Here is a 21514-nt window from a genome sequence, read left to right on the forward strand (position 1 = left end):
TCCTTGACGTCCCCGGCCGGGGTGTAGACATAGACCTCGTCCTTGAAGAGGTCCATTTTCAGCGCGTGCATGAATTCGCGCGAATCCGTCTCGTCGCCCTGGCGTTCAAAAATTTCCCGCAGCCAGGAGAACTGCTCCAGATCCTTGCTGTTGACCCGGCCCTTTTCCTTGTACAGCCAGTGCGCGGCCACGCCGTGCTCGGCCTGGCGGTGCATGTCCTCGGTGCGGATCTGAATTTCGATGCGCTCGCCCTCGGGCCCGATGACCGTGGTGTGCAGGCTCTGGTAGCCGTTGGCCTTGGGCATGGAAATATAGTCTTTGAAGCGCCCGTGCACGGGCCGCCACTGCGAGTGCACCAGACCGAGCACCGCGTAACAATCCTTGATGTCCTTGACCAGCACGCGGAAGGCCATGATGTCGTGCATTTCATCCAGGGTCAGGGACTGGGACTGCATTTTCTTGTAAATACTGTACTTGTGCTTGATGCGGCCGTAGACTTGGCCCTGGATATGGTTGGAAGCCAGCAGATCCAGGATCAGCCCCACCACCTTGTCGATGATGTGCTTTTCCACCACCTGATGCTTGTCCAGCCAGTGGTCGATCTGGTTGAAGACATCCGGCCGCAGATATTTGAAGCTCAGATCCTCCAGGTTGCGCTTGAGCATATAGAGGCCCAGACGGTTGGCCAGGGGCGCATAGATGTCCATGGTTTCCTGGGCGATGCGCTTCTGCTTGTGGGCTTTCTGGAAATCCAGTGTGCTCATGTTGTGCAGGCGGTCGGCCAGCTTGACCATCAGCACGCGCATGTCATGGCTCATGGCCAGGATCATCTTGCGGATGTTCTCGGCCTGGGCCTCCTCCTTGTTTTCAAACGGGATCATGCTGATCTTGGTGACCCCGTCCACAATGTCGGCCACTTCCTCGCCGAAATTCTCGTCGATCTCCTCAATGGTGGCCTTGGTGTCCTCCACGGTGTCGTGCAGCAGGCCCGCAGCCACCGTGGGCTCGTCAAAACCCATTTCCGCCAGGGTGTCGGCCACGGCCAGGGGATGGGAGAGGTAGGGCTCGCCGGAAAGACGCGTCTGCCCGGCGTGGGCCGTGGCGGCGAACACATAGGCCTTCTGGATCAGCTCCAGATCGGCGTTCTGGTTGTTGGCCGCCACTTTGTCGAGAATTTCCTGAATGCGGATCATGGGTCAGCCCTGCCAAGCTGTGAAAAGTGAGCGGGATGAGGCACTTTTTTGACTATGTTCCGACAAGAGCGGCCTTGTCAACGGCGTAAAAGCCCCGGCAGAGCACGGCCCGCCCGTCAGGCTTCGCGGTCGCGGACAGCCCGCCGCAAACCGCCTGCCGGACGCCCCTACTCCACCATCTCATAGCGCTGCAATGCCTTGGGCACCCACCACTTGTCGAAATTGTACATGATTCCGGCCAAAGCCGGTTTGATGCCCATGAAGCGCCGCTGCACCACGGGCAGGGCATAGGGTACGAACAAAAAGCAGTAGGGCTGGTCATCGGCCAGGATTTCCTGGACCCGCGCGTACAGCCGCGTGCGCACGGCCTGGTCCGGCGTGGAGCGCGCCTCTTCCAGCAGGCGGTCCAGCTCCGGATTCTTGTAGTGGGTGAAATTCAGGCCGCCGTCATGGGCCTGCGAGGAATGCCAGACCTGAAAGATGTCCGGGTCCTGGGTAATGGTCCAGCCCAGAATCACGGCGTCGAAACGGCCCTTGTTCACGAATTCGCGGATAAAGGCCGCCCACTCCACAGTGCGGATGCGCACGTCGATGCCCACAGCCCGGAGCTGGGACTGGATCACCGTGGCCGTGAGAATACGCTGCTCATTGCCCTGATTGGTCAGGATGGTGAAGGCCAGGGGCCTGCCGTCCTTGGTCAGCACGCCGTCGCCGCCCGTATCCCTGAAACCGGCCTCGGCCAGCAGGGCGCGGGCCGCCGCCACATTCTGCGCCACGGGCTTGAGCGTGGGATGATAGGCCCAGGAGCCGGGCTTGAACGGCCCGAAGGCGGGCACGCCCTGCCCCAGCAATACGCCCTTGACGATTTCGTCGCGGTTGATGGCCATGGATATGGCCCGGCGCACCCGCACGTCCTTAAAGAAAGGATGTTCCAGGTTGAAGCCCAGAAAAACATAGACCGAGGCCAGATAGCGATATTTGTGAAACTGCTCTTCCCAGAGCGGGCCGGAGGTCTGACGCAGATACTGCAAGGGGTTCAGGTCCATAACGTCCAGCCGGCCCGCGCGGGTTTCCATGAACATGGTGGCGCTGTCCGGAATAATCCGGTAGACCACTTCGCTGATGTGGGGCTTGCCGTCGAAGTAGGTGGGCGAGGCCGTGAGCGTGATGCGGCTGCCCGGCTCCCAGGATTTCAGACGGTAGGGCCCGGCCCCCAGGGGTTTGCGGGCAAAGGGGGTTTCGCGGATGTTCTGCCCTTCCAGAATGTGCTTGGGCAGAATGGGGCTCATCCAGGAGGAGACGGCCCTGGCAAAGAACTGTTCGTAGCGCGCCTCAAACGTATAGCGGTCCAGCACGCGCAATTCCTTGATCCGCAGAAAATCCTCGGCATAGGGGCTGCCCGTGGCCGGGTCAATGATCAGCTTATAGGTAAAGGCCACGTCCTCGGCGGTGAGCTCCCGCCCGTCCTCCCACAGAATGCCTTTGCGCAGGGTGAAGCGCATCAGCCGTCCGCCCTCCTCCATGCTCCAGGATTCGGCGGCCCAGGGCTCGGGCTGCAAATCCTTGTTGTAGCGCAACGGGGCCACATAGAGCATGTCGGCCACTTCATGCGAGGCCGAATCCGAGGTCAGGTAGGGGATCAGATTGGATGCCTCGCCGATGCTGCCGAAGAGAATGCGGTCGCCATAGGCCGGGGATTCGCCCTTGCCGGAAGACGCAATATGGGGCGCGTCCTCCATGGGCATGTCCTGCGACGGATCTTCCGCCGCTGTCGCGGAACGGGCCGCCGACGGATTGAGGGCCGCCAGCCAGGGCAGCATCATGACCACGGCGGTCAGGAATATTTTTTTCATAATTTGCGCGCTTGCGGTTGCTTTCATCCTGTAACCTGTGCTAGTTGTCACAAATGTCAGAACAGCGCCCTGCGTCAGGCGGCTCCGGGGGGAACGCCCGGCGCGGGACTATCTTGAGGGATGCATGAGCCGATCAGAACAAAGCGTCGTCCGTGAAATGTGTCAGGCGTTTTTGCACGACAGCGTGCCGGAATATATCCGTGACGCCGCCTACTATATCCTGTCCGACGGCGGGGTGCAAAAAATAAATATTCAGGAAGGCGAGACCTGGGACGTGCAGGGCGTGATCCAGGGGGAAGATCTCCAGGTCTATACGCCGAGCCTGAGTTTCACCATCACGGACCGCAGCACGCGTCACCAGTGCAATTGCTCGGACGCCTTCACCGGCGTCTGCCGGCATGTGGCGGCCCTGGCCCTGCGCCTCATTGAAGAGCTGCGCAAGGAACAGGGCGACCCCGAGGAAACCCCGTCGCCCACCACGGACTGGAAGCAGAGCTTCCGGAATTTTTTCTCCACGGACATGGAGCCCGAGCCGGGCCGCCATTACCTGATCTTCCGCTTCGCGCCGGAGCAGGGACGGCTGCTCGTCTCCTTTTTCCGGGGCAGGCAGAACAAATCCGGGCTGTCCAGCGTGCACAATGAAGTGACCCTGGAGCAGATCATCCAGAATCCGGACTGGTGCGAATTTTCGCCCCAGTTGCCGCACGTGGCCCGCCAGATCGGCCAGCACCTCGACTATTACGGCCACCGGGTGGAAATCCCCGACGGCCTGACCTCCTGGTTTTTCTGGTCCGTGCGCAAGGAATATTACCTGCTCTGGAAGGATACGGACAAGCCCTGCCGCATCGAAAGCACGCCCTTCGCCCTCAAGCTCAAGCCCAATCTGGACGATACGGGCTTCAGCTTTGAAGTGCTGCTGAAACGCGAAGGCCGCCCGCCTCTGCCCATCCGCGCGGGCAATTCCGCCGGGCAGGGCGCCTCCGGGCAGGCCAATCTGGAGGATGCGCCCATTACCTTCCACGGCCAGATGCCGCTCTGGGTCTGCTACCAGCACAATTTCTACCCCGTGCAGACCGGACTTTATCCGTCCCTGGTGCGCAACCTGATTTACGAGCGCCCGGTGGTGCCGCACGAGGAAATCTCGGAATTCCTGGACCGCGTCTGGACCCGCCTGCCCGCCTCGGAGCTCTATGAGCCGCAGGAATTCCTCAAGCTCATGGAGCCGGTCTTCCAGCCCGCCACCTACAATCCGAAACTCTTCCTGGACGAGGAAGGCAGCCTGCTGACCCTGGAAATCGACAACATCTACGAAACCAAGCACGGGGAATTCACGCTCAACGGGCCCAACCCGGACTTCCAGACCGGCAGCTACAGCTATGACGGCCAGACCTATCTGGTGCGCCGCCATCAGGATGAGGAAGCCCAGCTCATGAACGAGCTTTCCGGCATGGACTTCCAGGCCCGTTCCAGCAAACTCTGGTTTCTGGAGCCGGAGGAAGCCATTGCCTTTCTGCTCGATTCCTACCCCAAGCTGGTGGAAAGCTACCGGGTCTACGGCGAACGCGCCCTCTCGCGCTACAAGATGCGCACGGCCAAGTCCACCATCACGGCCCAGGTGACCAGCAACGAAAAAGAAAAGTGGTTCTCCCTGGACATCAGCGTGGACTACGAGGGCCAGACCCTGCCCCTGGAAAAAATCTGGAAGGCCTGGTCGCGCGGCAAGCGCTATGTGCAGCTCAAGGACGGCTCCTACACCAGCCTGCCCGAGGCTTGGCTGGAAAAGCTCTCGCACAAGCTCACGGCCCTGGGCCTGGATCCCAGCAAGCCCCCGCAGCAGAAATTCAAGCAGTTCGAGGCCCCGGTGCTGGACAGCCTGCTGGAAGACTTGCCCGGCGCGGCCACGGACTCCTTCTGGAACAACCTGCGCGAGAAGATCCGTTCCTTCCGCGAGGTGCGGCCCATCGACCCGCCCAAGGGCCTCGACGCCAACCTGCGCGCCTATCAGGCGCAGGGCCTGTCCTACCTGAACTTTCTTTCGGAATACGGCTTCGGCGGCATCCTAGCCGACGAAATGGGCCTGGGCAAGACCGTGCAGACCCTGGCCTTTATCCAGTACATGGTGGAAAGCCATTACGAAGGCCCCAACCTCATCGTGGTGCCCACCTCGGTGCTGCCCAACTGGGAGCGCGAAGCGGAAAAATTCGTGCCCGGCCTCAAGCGCCTGACCATCTACGGCACGCGGCGCGAGGGCATGTTCAAGCACATCGCGGGTTCGGACCTGATCATCACCACCTACGCGCTGTTGCGGCGCGACCTGGAGGAGATGGAAAAGTACGAGTTCAACACCGTGATCCTGGACGAAGCCCAGAACATCAAAAATCCCAACACCATCACGGCCCGCGCCGTGCGCCGGATCAACGCCCGCATGCGGCTGTGCCTCTCGGGCACGCCCATCGAGAACAATCTCTTCGAGCTCTGGTCCCTGTTCGAGTTCCTGATGCCCGGTTTCCTGGGTTCGCAGCACGCCTTCCAGCGCGGCATCGTCAAGCCCATCAAGGACGGCGACGCCGAAACCCTGGACTATCTGCGCACCCGCGTGCGGCCCTTTATCCTGCGCCGCACCAAGGCCGAGGTGGCCAAAGACCTGCCGCCCAAGGTGGAAAGCGTCACCTGCTGCGCCCTGGAAGAAGCCCAGGCCGAACTCTACGCGGCCCTGGCCCGCAAGCTGCGCGCCCAGGTGCTGGCCGACGTGGACCAGAAGGGCTTGGCCAAGAGCCAGATGTCCATTCTGGACGCCCTGCTCAAGCTGCGCCAGATCTGCTGCCACCCGCGCCTGCTCAAGATGGACCTGCCCGGCTTTTCCAACAATCTGCCCTCGGGCAAATTCGACGCCTTCAAGGATATGGTCATGGAAATCGTGGAAGGCGGGCACAAGGTGCTGGTCTTCTCCCAGTTCGTGCAGATGCTGCAAATCATCAAGCAGTGGCTGGAATTCTCGCAGGTGCCCTTCTGCTATCTGGACGGAGCCAGCAAGGACCGCTTTGATCAGGTGGACCGCTTCAACAACAGCCCGGACATTCCCATTTTCCTGATCTCGCTCAAGGCGGGCGGCACAGGACTGAACCTGACCTCCGCCGACTACGTCATCCACTACGACCCGTGGTGGAACCCGGCCGTGGAAAGCCAGGCCACGGACCGCACCCACCGCATCGGCCAGACCCGCCAGGTCTTTTCCTACAAGCTGATCTGCCAGAACACGGTGGAGGAAAAGATCCTCAAGCTGCAGGAAGCCAAGCGCGGCGTGGCCGAAGCCATTATTCCGGGCCAAGACACCTGGAAATCCCTGACCAGGGAAGATCTGGAGATGCTCTTCGAAGTGTAGGAGCCGACTCTGAAAAGCACCGTCAGCCGTAAGGCCCTCATGGGCCAAAACCGGCTGACCGCGCATTCAGGCCGCAATGCAAAAGGCCCGTGCCGGGAATCCCGGCACGGGCCTTGTTTATACCGGACGCTGTCCGGCTGTATGCGTTATCAGCTGTTTTCCATCTGCACCTGGGTCATAGCGTGTTCGGTCTGCGCCTGCATCGTATCCACATGCACATCCGAACCCACAGTCACGGTCACGTCGCCGTTGGTATAGGCGTGGTAGCCGTCAGGAGCATCGTCCGCCTTGGTCCAGCCGTCGCCCAGCGTCAGCGAGTTGTCGTTCACGGTGATGCCGATGTTGCTCAGGGCGTCCATATTGGTCAGATTGGAAACATCCTCGCCGCTGATGATCACTTCCACATCGGTGACGTTGGAATCAAGATGCCCGCCCTGGAAGAGCGAATCCATATTCTCGTTGCCCGCCACCAGCAGCACGTCCATGCCGGAACCGCCGTCAATGACGTCATTGGGGTGATACATCATGATGTCGTTGCCGTCGCCGCCGTAAAGGTGGTCCACGGCCGCGTCGTCGCCGCCGTCCAGGAAGTCGTTTCCGGCTCCGCCGTAGAGGTAGTCGCTGCCCGCTCCGCCATACAGGATGTCGTCGCCCTGACCGCCGGAGAGGATGTCGTCGCCCTCGCCGCCGTGCAGGGTTTCCGCCCCCTCGCCGCCGAACAGCACCTGAGCGGCGTCGGCATGGGCGTCGCCGAGGCTGCCGCCGGCGCTGGGTGAAGGTGCGGCAAGGTCGACGTCCACATGGCCCGAGACGGGATCGTTAAGGTTGTCGGACACCGTGTAATCAAACTGTTCGGTCAGATCATGGCCTTGGGCGTGAGCAGCGGCCAGATCCTTGAGGTTATCCGCCGAGGTATCCAGCGTATAGCTGTATTGGCCGGTATTCGCGTCAAAGTGCAGTGTGCCGAACGTCCCCTGCACGTCGCCGTTTCCGTCTATCTGCTCAAAGTGATAGGTCAGAGGATCGCCATGATCCTGGCCATCCAGCTTCACATCGTTGAGCGGCAGGCTGTTGTCGTGCGGGTCGGCGTTATTGTTGTCGGACGAGATGCTGAAGTCCGCGTCCGGCACCAGGCCGGTCAGGCCCAGCACCAGGGCCGCCTGGCCGATCTGCGGGGCCTTGTTGGCGCCGTCGATGGTCACATTCAGATTCTTGGACGTGTCGCTGCCAAGCCCGTCGCTGACCTTGAGCTGGAAGTTCAGGCTCTCCTTGTCGCCTTCCTTCATGCCGGCCCGCACGGCGGGGTCGGCCTCGAACCTGTATGTCCACTTGCCGTCCGCGTTTTCGGTAAAGCTGAACGTGCCCTTGCCGCCGATGGTCACAACGCCGCCCTTCCCAACCGGGTATTCCTGGTTGCCGATCACCACGGACAGGGTGTGGCTGTCGTTGGCGTCCACGTCGTGGAAGTTCAGGGAACCGGCATTGTTGGCCGCCGTGGCCGTATCAATGACCGGCGCGTCATTGGTGCCTTCAATGTGCACGGTCACGGTCTTTTCCGTGGTCGCGCCTTCCGCGTCCGTCACCGTAACGGTGAAGCTGTCGGTCCTCTTTTCACCTTCGCCCAGGACTTCGGCCCGTTCGTCCAGCGTGTACTTGTAGGTCCATTGGCCGTTTGCACCCTGAACCAGTTCCACCGTGCCGTAGCCGCCGTCAGTAGCGGTGACGGAGGCCACCGTGCCGTCCACATCCTTGGCAGTGAATGAGCCGGACAACGAATCCGCGCTGTCCGCGCCGTTTTCCACCACCGGGCTGTCGGCGTTGGGCTCCAGCTCAATGGTCAGGTCCGGCGCGGTATTGGTGCCGGTAATGTCCACCTTGATATCCATACTGGTGTGATTGCCCTGACTGTCGGTTACCGTCAGGGTTACCGAGGTTTCCGTCAGACTGCCGGAAGTCAGGGCGCGCACGGCGTCGGAATCATTATTCAGGGTGAAGGTATACGTGCCGTCCTGATTGACGGTGAACGTACCGAAGTCATTGGTAATGCTGCCGTCGGCATTGAGCACCGCATTGTGCAGGGGATTGCCGTCGGCGTCCGTGGGCACCGTCAGGCCGTAGTGCAGCGCGCCGCCGGACTGATCCACGCTATCCGCATCATAGGCTGTGGCCTGACCGCTGTCAGAGTTTGTCGGGTCACCCTCGCGCACGGTCAGCACCTTGTCCACGGAGAGTACCGGCGCGTCGTTCTCGCCGGTGACGTTCACCGTGATCTCCACAGTGCTGGTCTTGCCGTGTTGGTCCGTGGCCGTGATATAGAAGGTGTCCTTGCCCGGATGGTCGGCGTCCAGGCCCTGCACGGCCGGATCGGCGTTGTTCAGGGTATAGACATACTTGCCGTTCACCAGCTGCAACGTGCCGTACGTACCCTGTACCACCGTGCCGCCCTTGCCGTTCTCGGTGGTGCTGGCGGTGAAGATCAGGTTGTTCGTGCCCTCGTCGTCATGGAACAGGCCGCTCAACGCTCCACTGTCCGCCAGAGTTCCGTCTTCGGCCACGGCCAGGGTCACGTTGGTCGCCACCACTTCCGGACCGTAGTTGGTGCCGTTGATGGTGACGGTCACATCCTGCGGCTCGCTGTGGTCCTTGCCGTCGTAAGCCACCACCTGGAAGGTCTCGCTCAGATGCGTACCGGCGGTGAGATGCACGATGCCGCCGGGATAGTTCTGTACCAGGTCCTGCGGCAGCTTGTCCGTATCCAGATGGAAAGTGTACGTGCCGTCAGGGTTGATTTCGATGGTGCCGTACGTAGTCGGCATGGACGTGACATGGTTGCCGTTCTGGTCAACGAAGTAATACGTCACCGATTCCGTGCCGCCGCTGGGCTTGCCGTCCGCGTCCAGCGCGTGGTCAATGTCCGTAGCCGTCACCGTGCCCGTGGCCGTCATGTCGCTGGTCAGGCCGTCGTGGCCCGTCTCACCGATGGACGCATCCGTCGCGCCGATGATGACCGGGGCGTCGTTGGTGCCGTAGATGTCGATCGTGATCTTGGCGGCCGAGCCACCGGCTTCCACCACTTGGCCATTGAGCATCAGGGTGAAGTCCTCGCTGACCTTTTCGCCGTCGGCCAGGCTCTGCACCAGGCCGGGCTTGCCGTCCTCGCCGTTGTACAGGGTATAGGTGTACTTGCCGGTGACCGGATCAATGATCAGATAGCCGTACTGGCCGTCCACATGGATGGCGCCACCGTCCGCAGCGCTGCTCTGGACTTGCTGGCCGTTCGCCCCCTGGATGCCGAAGACGCGGTCCGGAGCATCAGTTCCATCATCCCACTTGGCCTCAAGCTGGCCTTCAAAGGTCGTCGTCTCCACATGATCGGTGGCGCTTATATCCCTGCCGTCTTCCGAGACGGAGCCGTGCAGAACGCTGCTGTCGTCAAATACCAGACTGAGGCCGGGATACCCGCCGTCGCCCTGATTGGGATCAGCCGGGTCAATAGTGACGGTGATGTTATGACTGTTCTCGGACATGGCCCCGTGCGGGTCCACCACCACGACCTTGGCCCCGTCGGTCAGACTTTCGCCGTTCTGCAGGGCCTTCAAGGCCTCATCCAGAGAGGAGCTCTCATTATCCAGCGTGTACCTGTAGTGGGTGGTGATGGTACCGTCCGTCGCGGTTTCATAGGTCAGGGTAATCGTGCCGTAGTCGGTCTTGAGCTCGGTGACGGGATTGCCGTCCTCGCCCACCAGCATATAGCGGAGACCGGTCTGGTCATCCACGTCGCTCATGGCGTCCTTCGGCAGGGTGCCGGTAAAGATGACGCCCGGATGGTCCGTGTCGGAGGTCTGGCCGTCGTCTTCAAAGACGTCCTGCTGCACCTTGCCGATGAAGGCCGCCTCGTCATTCCCGCCCACGGTCAGGACCGGCTTGTCATTGGTGCCCTTGATCTCGATGGTGATTTCCCTTTCGACGGTCTTGCCGCCTTCGATCACCGCCTGGACCTTGAAGGTTTCGTACTTGGATTCGCCGTCGTTCATGGCCTGGACGAGAGCCGAGCCGTTTTCACTCAGGGTATAGGTGTAGCTGCCGTCGGAGTTGACCGTGAGCGTGCCCAGCGGCTTGCCGTCGGCGCCGTCCGCGAAAACGGTCTGGCCTTCATTGCTCCAGGTCGCATGGCCCGTATCCTCGGCGTCCACGATGTCGGCGAGGCCGAGCTGACCGTGGATGGCCGGGTCCTGGGCGGCGTGGTTGATGTCCGCACCACTGTCTTCCCGGATGGATGTCTCGCCGCTGACGGTGATGACCGGATTGTCCGCCGAGCCGGTGACGTCGATGACCAGCTTGCCCGAGGTAAAGGCATTCTGCGGGTCGGTGACGCGGATATCGAAACTTTCCTGCTTCAAGGCATCCAGTTCCGACAACTTCTGGCCGGGGTTCAGGGATTCCAGCAATTCGGGATGGGTCAGGGTGTACTTGTACGAGCCGTCCTGGTTCAGTTCCAGCACGCCGTACTTGCCCTCCACGACCTGCACCAGCTTGCCGCCATACTCGATGCTGAAGCTGAGGTCGCCGGGGTTGTGCTCGGCGTCCGGATCGTCGGCAACCAGTTGGCCGTGGATCACCGCTGTGCCGTTTTCCACCAGCCCGTCCGCCGTGATTTCGTTGCTCTCCACCCCATCGACGGTAAAATACGGCCGGTCGTTGGTGCCGTGGATGTAGAGATCCAGCTTCTGGCTGGTGACCATGTCGTCGGCATGCCGGTCGTCGCGCACGGCCAGATCGTAACCGGTCAGCTTGAGCAGCTCGCCCGCGTTGAGGGCGTTGACGTCGGCGTTGTCCGCCAGGGTAAAGGTATAGTTGCCCTCGGCGTCGATGGTCAGGGTGCCGTAGAGCTTGCCGTCCTGCATCACCTCAACGGAGCCCGCGTGGAACGTGCCGTCGGGGCCGGTAAAGCCGTAGACCAGATGGTTGACGCCGTTTTCGTCCACGGGATTGTCCACCGGCGTGACTTCAAACGTGCCGCCTGCCTTCTCGGACGCGTGGTTGTCCACGTTGGTGTTGAACTCCACGCCCGCTTCCGTGGTCTGGATAACGTGGCAATCGGTGGAATCAAGACGGATGGCGTCGTCCTGGCCGTGGATGGTGACGGTGACTTCCTTGATGTCGAACGCGCCCTGCGAGTCCTTGACCACCACGTGGAAGGTTTCGGTGCGGGTTTCACCCGTGCGCAGTTCCTGCACGGCATTGCTGCCATTGTTCAGCGTGTAGGTGTATTCGCCGGTCTTCGGATTAATGCTCAACGTGCCGTAGGTTCCGTCCATACTGGAAGACATGGCGGGCGTGCGGCCCTGAGCCGTATTTTCCATATCATTGGCCGTGATGCCGAAGGTGAAGCTCTCGCCCCTCGCGCCGCCCGAATCCGGGTCGGTCACGCTCACCGTGCCGGAGGCGGTCAATGTGCCGTCTTCCGCCACGCCCAGGTCCGGCTGGTTCACTGTCAGCTCGGGCTGGTCGTTGGTTCCCTTGATATTGGCCGTGACCCAGGTGTTCAGCACGCCGCCCTTGCCGTCCGATACCGTGAACTCCAGATAGCGGGAGATGGTTTCCCCGGCATTCAGTTCCTGAACCGTCTGCGCGTCATTATCCAGCACAAAATAGTACTTGCCCGTGGCGGGATCGAGATGGAAAACGCCGATGTCGGTCTTGTATGTCAGCCAGCCCTGATCGTCCGTGCCGGTTTCGCCGCTCCAGGCACCGGGATTGCGATTGTCGGACGCGCCCTCGTTGATCGAGTATGTCAGGTCGTCGCCTTCCCAGTCCTTGATGTTGCTCTGGCCGATATCGCTCTGTTCCTTGCCGGCCGTGGCGGTATTGCCGCCCGGAATCACCCCGGCTTCCACCACGTTCACCTGGCTGCCGTTCACCTCATAGGGGTTGTCGTTGGTTCCGGTGATCTCCACCTCGACATGCTGTTCGGAATACGCGCCGTGCTCGTCGGTCACCCGGATGGTGTAGCCGTTGCCGTTGGTGGGATCCACCTTCTGGCCTTCTTCCAGCGCCTGGGTATCCTTCGAATTGTTGTTCAGTTCGTACCAATACCTGCCCGTGTTCGGGTCGATGTGCATGGTGCCGTACTGGTCGGGAACCGAGGTAATCGGATTGCCGTCGGCGTCGTTGCCGAAACTGTAATGCAGTTCCGCGCCATGGTCGGCGTCCGCGCCCGCGGCCTGACCGCCGTCAGTATTGGTATAATCGTTGCCGGAATTCGCGCCCTTTTCGGTCACTTCCAGCCTGGTGTTGTCCACGCCCAAGGTGGGCTGGTCGTTGGTGCCCTCAACGGTCACGCCCAGCATGTGATGGCCCTGCGCGCCGTATTGGTCCGTCACCGTCGTGGTGAAGTGGAAGTCGAACTTTTCGCCCTGGGCCAGATGATTGGCGGCTTCGGCATTCAGAACAAAGGTGTAGTGCCCGGTCACGGTGTCCAGGGTCAGGGTGCCGTAGTTGGTTTCGATGGTCTGGATGGCATGGCCGGTCGCCGGGTCGGTGGACATGGTGCTGCTGTTGATGAGCAGGGCTTCCGTCACCTGCTTGCCGTCGGCCCCGACAACAGGCTGGGCATTCTTACCTTCACCGGTATACAGCTTGACCGTAATGCCGGAGTCGTCGATGCCGCCTTCCCTGCCGCTGCCGTTCACGTCGATGCCGTAGGTCAGCCGGGCGTCATTGTCCCGGTCGCTGCCCTGCAGAGTGCCTTCCACCTCGACGCGATGGTGATCAGGAAAGACATAACCGTTGTCCTTGCCGTCGGGCGTGGTGGATTCGTTGCCGCCCGGGGCCACGCCGTCCTCGCGCACATGCACCTTGCTCCAGCTGATGGTCGGCGCCTCGTTGGTGCCTTCAATGCAGATGGTCAGGCTGCTGTTGCCGGTCAGTTCGCCGTCCGAGGCGCTGACATCAAAGGTCAGGTTCCACTTGTCGCCCTGGCCCATGGAGTCCACAAAGCCGCCCGCGTCGGTATTGAGCTCAAAACTGTAATGGCCGTCGGCGTCCAGCGTAAAAACGCCCGCTTCGGTAACGATGGTGGTCGTGCCCGCGTCGTCGGTGCTGACGCTGAGAACCTTGAGCGTCGTCGTTTCAGCGGCATTATCGGGATTGGTCAGGGTCAGGCCGCCGCCCGCGACGATGCCGGAGGTGACCACGCCGTAGGTCAGATCCGTCCCTTCGTGGTCAAAGCCCTGAAGCTGTCCCTCAAAGCCGAGACGGTGCTCGCCGCCGGGGATATGGCCTTCACCGCCGGTGTAATCCCTGGTGGCGGTATTGGCTGACGCCGCGTCCTCGCCGAATACGCCCATATCCTTGACGTGCTCGGTCACGGCCGTGATGACGGGCGTATCGTTGGCGCCCTTGATGGTGATGTCCAGCGGAACTTCCGCATGCGCGCCGTGTTCGTCCGTGACCACCACGGTCACGCGCTGGGTCACGTCGTCGCCGTTGCCGGTAAGCTTCTGAACGGCTTCGCTGTTCTTGTCCAGGGTGTAGGTGTATTCGCCGGTATCCGGATCAATGGTCAGTGTGCCGTATTCGTCCGTAATGCTGGTAACGGGATTGCCGTCGTCGTCCGTGCCGAAGCTGTAGCGCAGGTCATGCCCGGCGTCCGGATCGTCGCCCCGGGCCGTGCCGCCGTCGGTGATGGCGCCTTCCACCGCATTCGCGCCGTCGTCGGCGACGGTAAGGTGGTCCTTGCCCAGTGCCAGCGTGGGAACGTCATTGCTGCCCGTCACGTTCACGGTGACTGTGGCCTGGGCCGTGCCGCCGCGTCCGTCGCTGACCTGGACGGTGAAGTTTTCGTTCACCACGTCGCCCTCGGCCAAGCCGTTGGCCTTGTCGTTATCCAGCACATAGGTGTAGGTGCCGTCGGGATTGATGGTGATGGTGCCGTATTCCGTGGTGATGCTGGTAACCAGGCTGCCGTCGGGAGCCACGAAAGCGAAGTTCAGCGCGTCGCCGTCGGGGTCATGGGCATTGATCTGCCCGCTCGCCGTGGGGACGCCCGCCTTGGCCTCGTTGCCGCCCACGAACACGCCGGCCTCCACCACGCTGACCACGCCGCTGATGGAAATCACGGGCGCGGCGTTGGTCTCCCCGGCGTCAGGGCTGAGCACGCCCAGGGCGTCCACGTCCTCTGTGGTCGGATTGCCCAGATTCATGCCCCAGTCCAGCTCGTTCAGGTGGTTAATGCCGTCGAGCAGGTCGCTGTTGCCGAAGTCGTTATAGCGGGCGGCGCGGGCGGCCGCACCCGCCGCCGGACCGGCGGCGGGCATCAGGTCAGGGCCGAAGGCGCTGAAAAAGTCCGCCCCGGCCACCAAGGTGCCGTCCACTTCAAAGTCCGGCATGCTTTCCTGGGAATACTGGGTGTAGAAATTGGTAAGCTGGATGCTGGAGCCGTCGTCAAAACTGAAGACGAGGTTGTCTCCCGCGCGCTCCATGGTGGCCTGATCCGTGGGGAATTGCAGGACCAGGCGGGAATCGGCCACACTTTCCAGAACGGTATGCTGTCCCGCTTGCGGACGGGTAAGGATGATATCTGCCATTGTATTTGCCTCGTTGGTTCGCGGGAAAAGGCCCAGAGGCCGTCCCGTCAGTGCTTGGCGATTTGTTCCAGGATGCAAAACGCGCGCCGTCGGAAAACCGACGCCAAAGTAAAGCGCAATGTTGCTCTCTGGCGACGAAAACCAGAAGATTCATGATAATTCGGGAATTCCGGCGAGAAAGAAAGGCAAGCTTACACGAGGGAATGGATAGCAGACAAAACGTGCGTACTTTTCCGGGCTTGCACTACGAACTCCCTGGCCATCCGGGAATGGCTGAAGATCGTATTTTCTCGGGACGCGGGGAGCGTCCGTGAAAACATGGGGGGCGGGTCCACGGGCAACCCGCGCTACGGAAAATGACAATATTTATTAATTATCATTTTCCATGCAATTTTTTTTTACGTTTTCAAGTAAACAAAGTCAATAACAATCATAATATACTATACTGATCACAAACATCGAAAAGTAAATAGAAATAACTTAGTAAAATTCATGGCAATGACGGGAAAACAGCCGTAACGGAAAAAAGAGCGTCTAGGTTCAGGACTCATTAAAACGCCGGCTGCAACGTCGCCGCACGGAAAAAGGCAGCTTTTCATCGACGGCATGTTAATGAGGGCTGACCCTACATGAGATTCCATTTTTTTGCGGGCAGACTCTGCGGATCGCAGCGCCGTGAGGAACAGAACCTTGTGCATATCAGACGCTGGCGTAGCGCCGGTATTGCCAACCGGCGTTTTCCAGCTGCAAGCGCAAGGTTGGGCAGTCCGTTATCTCGCCTATTCGCAGAAGCGGAACTTGCGAACAAGGGCGAGCGACGAAGGCGCTGCCGCTCCAGCCATCCCAGGAGAAAAAATCTTCATTTTCCCCGTTGCCGTCTTGGTTTTGACAACTATACGGATAAACACTAATCAAGCAATACAATGGATAAGAAGTTACGTGCACCAGGCGAGCCGGCGGCGGGCTGTCCCGGCTCTGATTCATCTTCCGTCATGCGGCGGCTTGCAAAGCGGTTTTTGCGGCTGTGCGGTCTGGCCTTAAGCCTTATCCTGTTCTCCACGCACTCGCCTGCAGGGCCGGCAGCCGGGCTGTTACGCGGCGAATTGACGCTATACTCAGAATCTGGGCCAAACATCTGGGCGCAAGGCCCTTTCCGGATCAACTTCATGCGCACCGGCGGCGAATCCGTGCCTCCGGCTGACGCCAACGGCAATAATTGCCCAGATTTCATTGAAGACATGGCAAAACAGCTTGTTGCGGCCCACCATATCTTTATCAACAAAGCGGGATTTCGCAGCCCCTTTGGCTCTCCACGCTACAGCGGCCTGGAATACATTCTTGTTGTCGTCAGAGCCAAAACAAACAAAATTTTAAAAGGAAGCAACGGAAGATCCTATGATGAAATGACCCGGGCAAAGGCGCTTGTCATGGCTATCGCCAGAGAGATTGATCCGGCCGGGAATGCGACGCCGGCGCATGAGTATTTTCATTGCATTGAAAATGGCCTGACCTATTTCAAAAATACGTGGTATTCGGAAGGAATGGCACGCTGGGCCGAGGATGCCGTATCCGCCGTCCGGCCCATACTGCGAAGCGGAACCGAGATAAAGAAAATGCTCGACGATCCCGCTTTGTTGCGCATTCTCTACGCATCCTCGTACAAAGCGGCCGATCTGCTCTGGAGGCCCCTGGCTCATCTCTGCCCGGAAACAGGGGCGGCTCTGGCCCCCGATGATCCGGTCCTGTCTTTGAAATACAGCAACGGCGCGCCGGTAGTGCGGGGCGTCAGCCTCCCCGGCGCTGCCTTCATGAACTTGCTGCTTCAAAAATTCGGGGAGCTGGACGATACGGCTTTCGTGGACAACGGCTATGGCTCCTGGTCCGAAGCCAATCAAAAAAACCCAAAAAACAATCCGTATATTGTGGAAGCCGTTAAAGAACTTCTTGCTTCAACCTGCGGACAGCGTTGACTTTTCCCGCGTTTGTTGCCCCGGGGAAGGGCACGGGCGTCTGGAGCGGGTTGACTTCGGAACGCTTCAAGATTTCATAATGAAAATGCGCTATCCCGCTTCCCGTTCCAGCAATGCGACAAATTTCCAGATGCCCGAACCGTGCGACCCTTTTGCCAGAATACGGTCCCCGTCCCGGATCCACGGGCGGATTCCGGCCAGCAACGCGTCGATATCTGGGAACCAGCGTGCCTGGTATTGGTCCGCGACTATCTTCCAAAGGGCCTCCATTTCCGGGCCGCAAAGCAGAACCCGCGAAGGCCGCAATGCCGCAAGGCACTTGGCCAGTTCCTCGTGATAGCGGGAGGAGCCGGAGCCGAGTTCCAGCATGTCCCCCAGAATCACGACATCGGCAACGGCACCATTGCCCGTGAGCGTCATGGTTTCAAGAGCCGCGCGCATAGAGGCGGGATTGGCGTTGTAGGCGTCGTCAATGAGCGTAATTTCCTTGCCGTCATGACGCAAGTTGACGACCCGCCCTCTTCCCGCCGGAGGCGTAAATGAGGAAAGGCGCTCGAAAAAATCCTCCACCGGCAGCCGAAGAGCCCGCAGGACGCCAACGGCCCCGAGCGCATTCATGGCAGCGTGCCTGCCGAAAGCGGCGAGGGGCAGTTCGTGCTCCTGTCCTTCCATCTCGAAGCGCATCCCCTGCGCGTCAAAGGCGAGAAACCGCAGATCCGCCTCGGCATGCGCGCCGAAGGTGAGCACGGACAGATTTTTTTTCAGAGCCGCGTCTCTGAACACGGCATAGTACTCCATATCCCTGTTGAGCACGGCCGTACCGCTACTTTCCACACTCTCGAAAATCCGGCTTTTCATCCGTGCAATGTTTTCGATGGTTTTCCAGTGGATGAGGTGCGCCGGGCCGACATTGAGCACCACAGCCAGATGGGGACGGGCCAGCCGGCTGTTTACGCTCATCCCGCCGATGGCCATTTCCACCACCCAGGAATGCGCCTTCTGCGGCATGGAAGCCAGATTCCAGGCTACGCCGTACGGCAGATTAGCGCTGCCCCGGCTGTAGCCCACGGCCCCAGCTCCCTCGAGAACATGGGCTAACAGCATGGTAAAGGAGGTTTTGCCGCTGGTGCCCGTGACGCCGATGACCTTTCCGCCATAGCGTGCACGCGCTGCCTCCGCCAGCGGCATCAGAGTTTCTCCGGCGTCAGGGACAAGCAGGCAGGGTTTTTCGCCGAAGCGTGCCTCCTCCCGGCAGATGATCCCTGTGGCACGCGGCAGCAGCCGCGCCGCAATCGAAGGAAGAATGCCCCGCTTTTCACCGGGGGAGCGGATAAGAAGCATCTGCCCCGGCTGAAAGGCAGGCCCCCAGGAACATACGCCGCTCGCCCTCCACGCGGCTGGTGGTTCCGCAACCCAGCGTCCGCCGGTAATCCTGGCGAGATCGCCCGCACTCCATCCCATACACGGAGAAAGAGCCGCCACCGTTTCGCAAGTCCCTTCCGTGGCGGTTTTCCGGCGTAGATACCCCAGATAGGCAGTCAGACCGGACAAATAATGCTCCACATCGTCAATACGCACGCGGAAGCCGTGATGCCGGATAAAGAAGCTCCCGGCGATCCTGGCGGGATTCTTGAAATACATGGCCGTTTCCGGCCAGAAAAAGCCGTTGAGAAGGTAGACCGCGCGATACTCCAGCGCGGCATAAAAATGCCTCCGATCCACGCGCTTGAGCAGTGCCGCCATGTCCGGCATCGTTTCCATGCGCCGCAGCATTTGTTCCGCGGCCATCATCAGCTCCAGCAGCGTGGGAAAGGTCGTCTCCCGTTGGCGGATGAAGGGAAGATAATCCAGAAAGTTATTGATGCCGAATTCAAAATAGGCGGCCTCCGGCTTCCAGCGGGTTATTTCATTTACGCTGTAAGAAAGCCAGTGGTCATGGTATTTCCAGTGGTCATCGGCAATAAAGGCTTTGAAAGCCAGCTCCGCCGCGCGCAGAAGTTTCTCCTCGCGGGTGACGGCATACAGCCTGAGCAGACCGAAAACCGCCTCCCCGTCATAGTAGACAATGCGGAAAGCGTTTTTGACGGAAAGATCGGCGCTGTGCAGCACATGCACGAAGGTTCCGTCCCCGGCATTCTGCATATGCAGGATGCCGCGAGCCACGGCCTTCATCAATGGAATATATTTCTTCCGGTGGATCAGTTCCGTGTATTTCGTGAACAGCAGCAAAGCCACGCCGCTGCTGCCCAGTTTGATTTCCCGGCTTTCGACATCCTCAAAAAAGACGGCTTCCTGTCCGTCAGGCAGGCGGTGCCGCCGTGTGAAACGTTCAAGAATATGCGCGAGGGAGCGTTCGATGGCCGCGCGTAGAGCCTGGCCGCCCAGAAGGCCGTAAACTTCCAGCATGGAATACGTCGTGCTGATGTGGCGCAATGTGTTGTAAGCGGGGACAGGTTTGTCGAAACAGGGAAACCAGCCGTAGGCGAAGCGGCCGTCCGGCCCGCACTGCCGCGTCAGATACTCGCTGCCCGACTTGACCACTTCCTGTATCAACGCCGCAGCGGGGGCGCCGATATCTCGCCGCCCGGCGTCAAGACCCGTTCCGCTGATGCGGACGGCGTGTTTCGGGCTGGCGCAAAAGACGCCCTGAGTCGCAAAAAGCGCCACTTCGCGCTCCGGCCGCAATTCGGGAAGTGCACGCCCGAAACGCACCCGGCAGTAGGCGGCACTGTTTTTCGCGTTGAATGCCGCCTTGGCCCTGTCCCCTCCCTGGTAGAGCATGGCGTTGGCGTTGCATTCCTGTTCCGTAAAAGCCAGACCGTAGTCCGGATCCAGGGCGATGCCCCGCCGGAAATAATTCCGCCGCGTGGCCGCAAGGCTTTTTTCCAGTTCCTGCCAGCTCAGGAACTCTTCTTCCGTCACCCAGTCCGCTCGCATTACAGTGGGCTCGATACCCTCCGCTGCCAGTGCCTCTTGCAGAGAAGCCAACGCAGACTCCCAAGCTTTTTCCGGCTGCTTTGCGCAGGCATGGCGCACTATGGCGCGCCGCTTCATGTCGCCGGAAGAAAGGAAAAGGCGGCACGGCTTTCCCACCGGGCCGGAAACATTACGGAGAAAAGCGGCGCGCAAGGTGCCGGCAAGGCTCTCAAAAGACATGGCCTTCCTTATTTTATCCGAAAGTCAGCGTACTTGCGCGGGCAAACAGAAAGAGCAGTTCCACGCCACGGGGACCGGCCCATGCGGACCGGCCCCCGTAAAAATGGGCGGGCCATGAAGGCCCGCCCGCCTGTTAGCTGTTCCCTTCCGCTATCTGCGTTATGGTGACCTGAAGATCGGCCTCCGCGCTCACTTCCACGGTCACGCCGCTGCTGTTGCTATAGGCGTCATAGCCTTCGTGGGCGCTCTCCGTCTTCTGCCAGCCGTCGTCGAGGGTGACGCTGTTGCCGCCCACGCTGATACCGATGCCCTTGAGGGCTTCCATACTGGTCAGATTAGAGACATCCTCGCCGCTGATGATCAGATCCACATCGGAAACCTTGTCCATGCCGCCGGCGAAAAGCAGGTCCATATCCTCGTTGCTGCCCACCAAAAGCACGTCTGTGCCCGAGCCGCCGTCAATGACGTCGTTGGAATGGTACATGAGGATATCGTTGCCCGAACCACCGTAAAGGTAATCCACGACCGTGTCGTTGCCGCCGTCCAGGAAGTCGTCGCCCGACCCTCCGAACAACGCATCGCTGCCGTCACCACCGAAGAGCTTGTCGTCGCCGCCCATGCCGAAGAGCATATCGTCGCCGGAGCCGCCGAAAAGGTGGTCGTTGCCGTCGTGATCGCTTTCCAGGCCGGGATGCTTCGCGCCATCGGCGTTGCCCTCGATGCCTTTGAGGAAGGCGTCTATCTCTCCGGCCCCCCCGTGTTCGATGAGATCATGCACGCCCGTAAAGAGGTCCGCGCCCTTGTCGTAAGCGCCCAGCAGATCATGGATGGCGTCCGCGCTGTGATCGCTCGCCTTGTCCGCGCCGCCGTCGCCGAACAGCGCGTCGTTGCCGCCCTGGCCGGCCAGGATGTCGTCGCCGCTGCCGCCCACGAGCAGGTCCGCCTGGTCGCTGGCCGTGTTGGGATCCTGGAGGGTATCCACAAACCCGGGGTGCTCTACCAGGAATTGATGGATATCGGCGCTGGTGGAGGTATCCCAGTTCGGGTCCATGGCGTGGATAGCCGCGATCAGGGCCGGCATGCCGTCCAACCCGTTGTAGAAGACGTGATCCCCGAACAGAACGTCCTGGCCGGCACCGCCGTAGAGCGCGTCCCTGTCGGCAAAGACCGGAGGCACCACCTTGCCGGGTTCCAGGAAATCCTGGAGCTGATCCGGGCGGGTCAGGATCTGGCTGCCGTCGGTATTGTCGAAGCGATCCAGTATGCCCGCATTCAGGCCCTTCTCGTCCACTGTCACGCCCTGAATGAAGCCCGCATCAGGCCCGGCCGGATTGACGTCCACATCCAGCTTGACGCTTGCGGAGTCGCCGTC

The 21514-nt window shown here is 60.7% G+C and carries 7 protein-coding genes; 2 read left to right on the forward strand and 5 right to left on the reverse strand.

Annotated features, from left to right (window positions below):
• Both KH208_RS11475 and KH208_RS11480 read right to left on the reverse strand, forming a co-directional pair.
• Positions 1–1193 (reverse strand): RelA/SpoT family protein (locus KH208_RS11475; RefSeq protein WP_291436402.1); only part of this gene is annotated, 1193 nt, incomplete at its 3' end.
• 167 nt (positions 1194–1360) lie between these two features.
• On the reverse strand, positions 1361–3046 hold the full coding sequence (locus KH208_RS11480; protein WP_291436404.1) for a peptide-binding protein: 1686 nt from the start codon (positions 3044–3046) through the stop codon (positions 1361–1363).
• 124 nt (positions 3047–3170) lie between these two features.
• Here KH208_RS11480 and KH208_RS11485 point away from each other — a divergent pair, with 124 nt between their 5' ends.
• A complete protein-coding gene (locus KH208_RS11485; RefSeq protein WP_291436406.1) occupies positions 3171–6428 on the forward strand; it encodes a DEAD/DEAH box helicase in 3258 nt (1085 codons plus the stop codon).
• Between the two features lie 149 nt (positions 6429–6577).
• Here the strand turns inward: KH208_RS11485 and KH208_RS11490 are convergent, their stop codons facing one another.
• Positions 6578–15016, reverse strand: a complete 8439-nt coding sequence (locus KH208_RS11490) for a VCBS domain-containing protein (RefSeq protein WP_291436408.1) — start codon at positions 15014–15016, stop codon at positions 6578–6580.
• A gap of 923 nt (positions 15017–15939) precedes the next feature.
• Between KH208_RS11490 and KH208_RS11495 the strand changes: the two genes are divergently transcribed.
• A complete protein-coding gene (locus KH208_RS11495) occupies positions 15940–16986 on the forward strand; it encodes a hypothetical protein (protein ID WP_291436410.1) in 1047 nt (348 codons plus the stop codon).
• A 90-nt stretch (positions 16987–17076) separates the two neighbouring features.
• On the opposite strand, the gene murF is transcribed toward KH208_RS11495, so the two are convergent.
• Both murF and KH208_RS11505 read right to left on the reverse strand, forming a co-directional pair.
• Entirely contained in the window at positions 17077–19974 is a 2898-nt protein-coding gene (gene murF / locus KH208_RS11500) for a UDP-N-acetylmuramoyl-tripeptide--D-alanyl-D-alanine ligase (RefSeq protein WP_291436411.1), read from the reverse strand.
• 301 nt (positions 19975–20275) lie between these two features.
• The coding region (locus tag KH208_RS11505) for a calcium-binding protein (protein ID WP_291436412.1) at positions 20276–21514 on the reverse strand (1239 nt) is incomplete at its 5' end.

Source organism: Desulfovibrio sp., assembly GCF_018379785.1.
Classification (GTDB): Bacteria; Desulfobacterota; Desulfovibrionia; order Desulfovibrionales; family Desulfovibrionaceae; genus Desulfovibrio.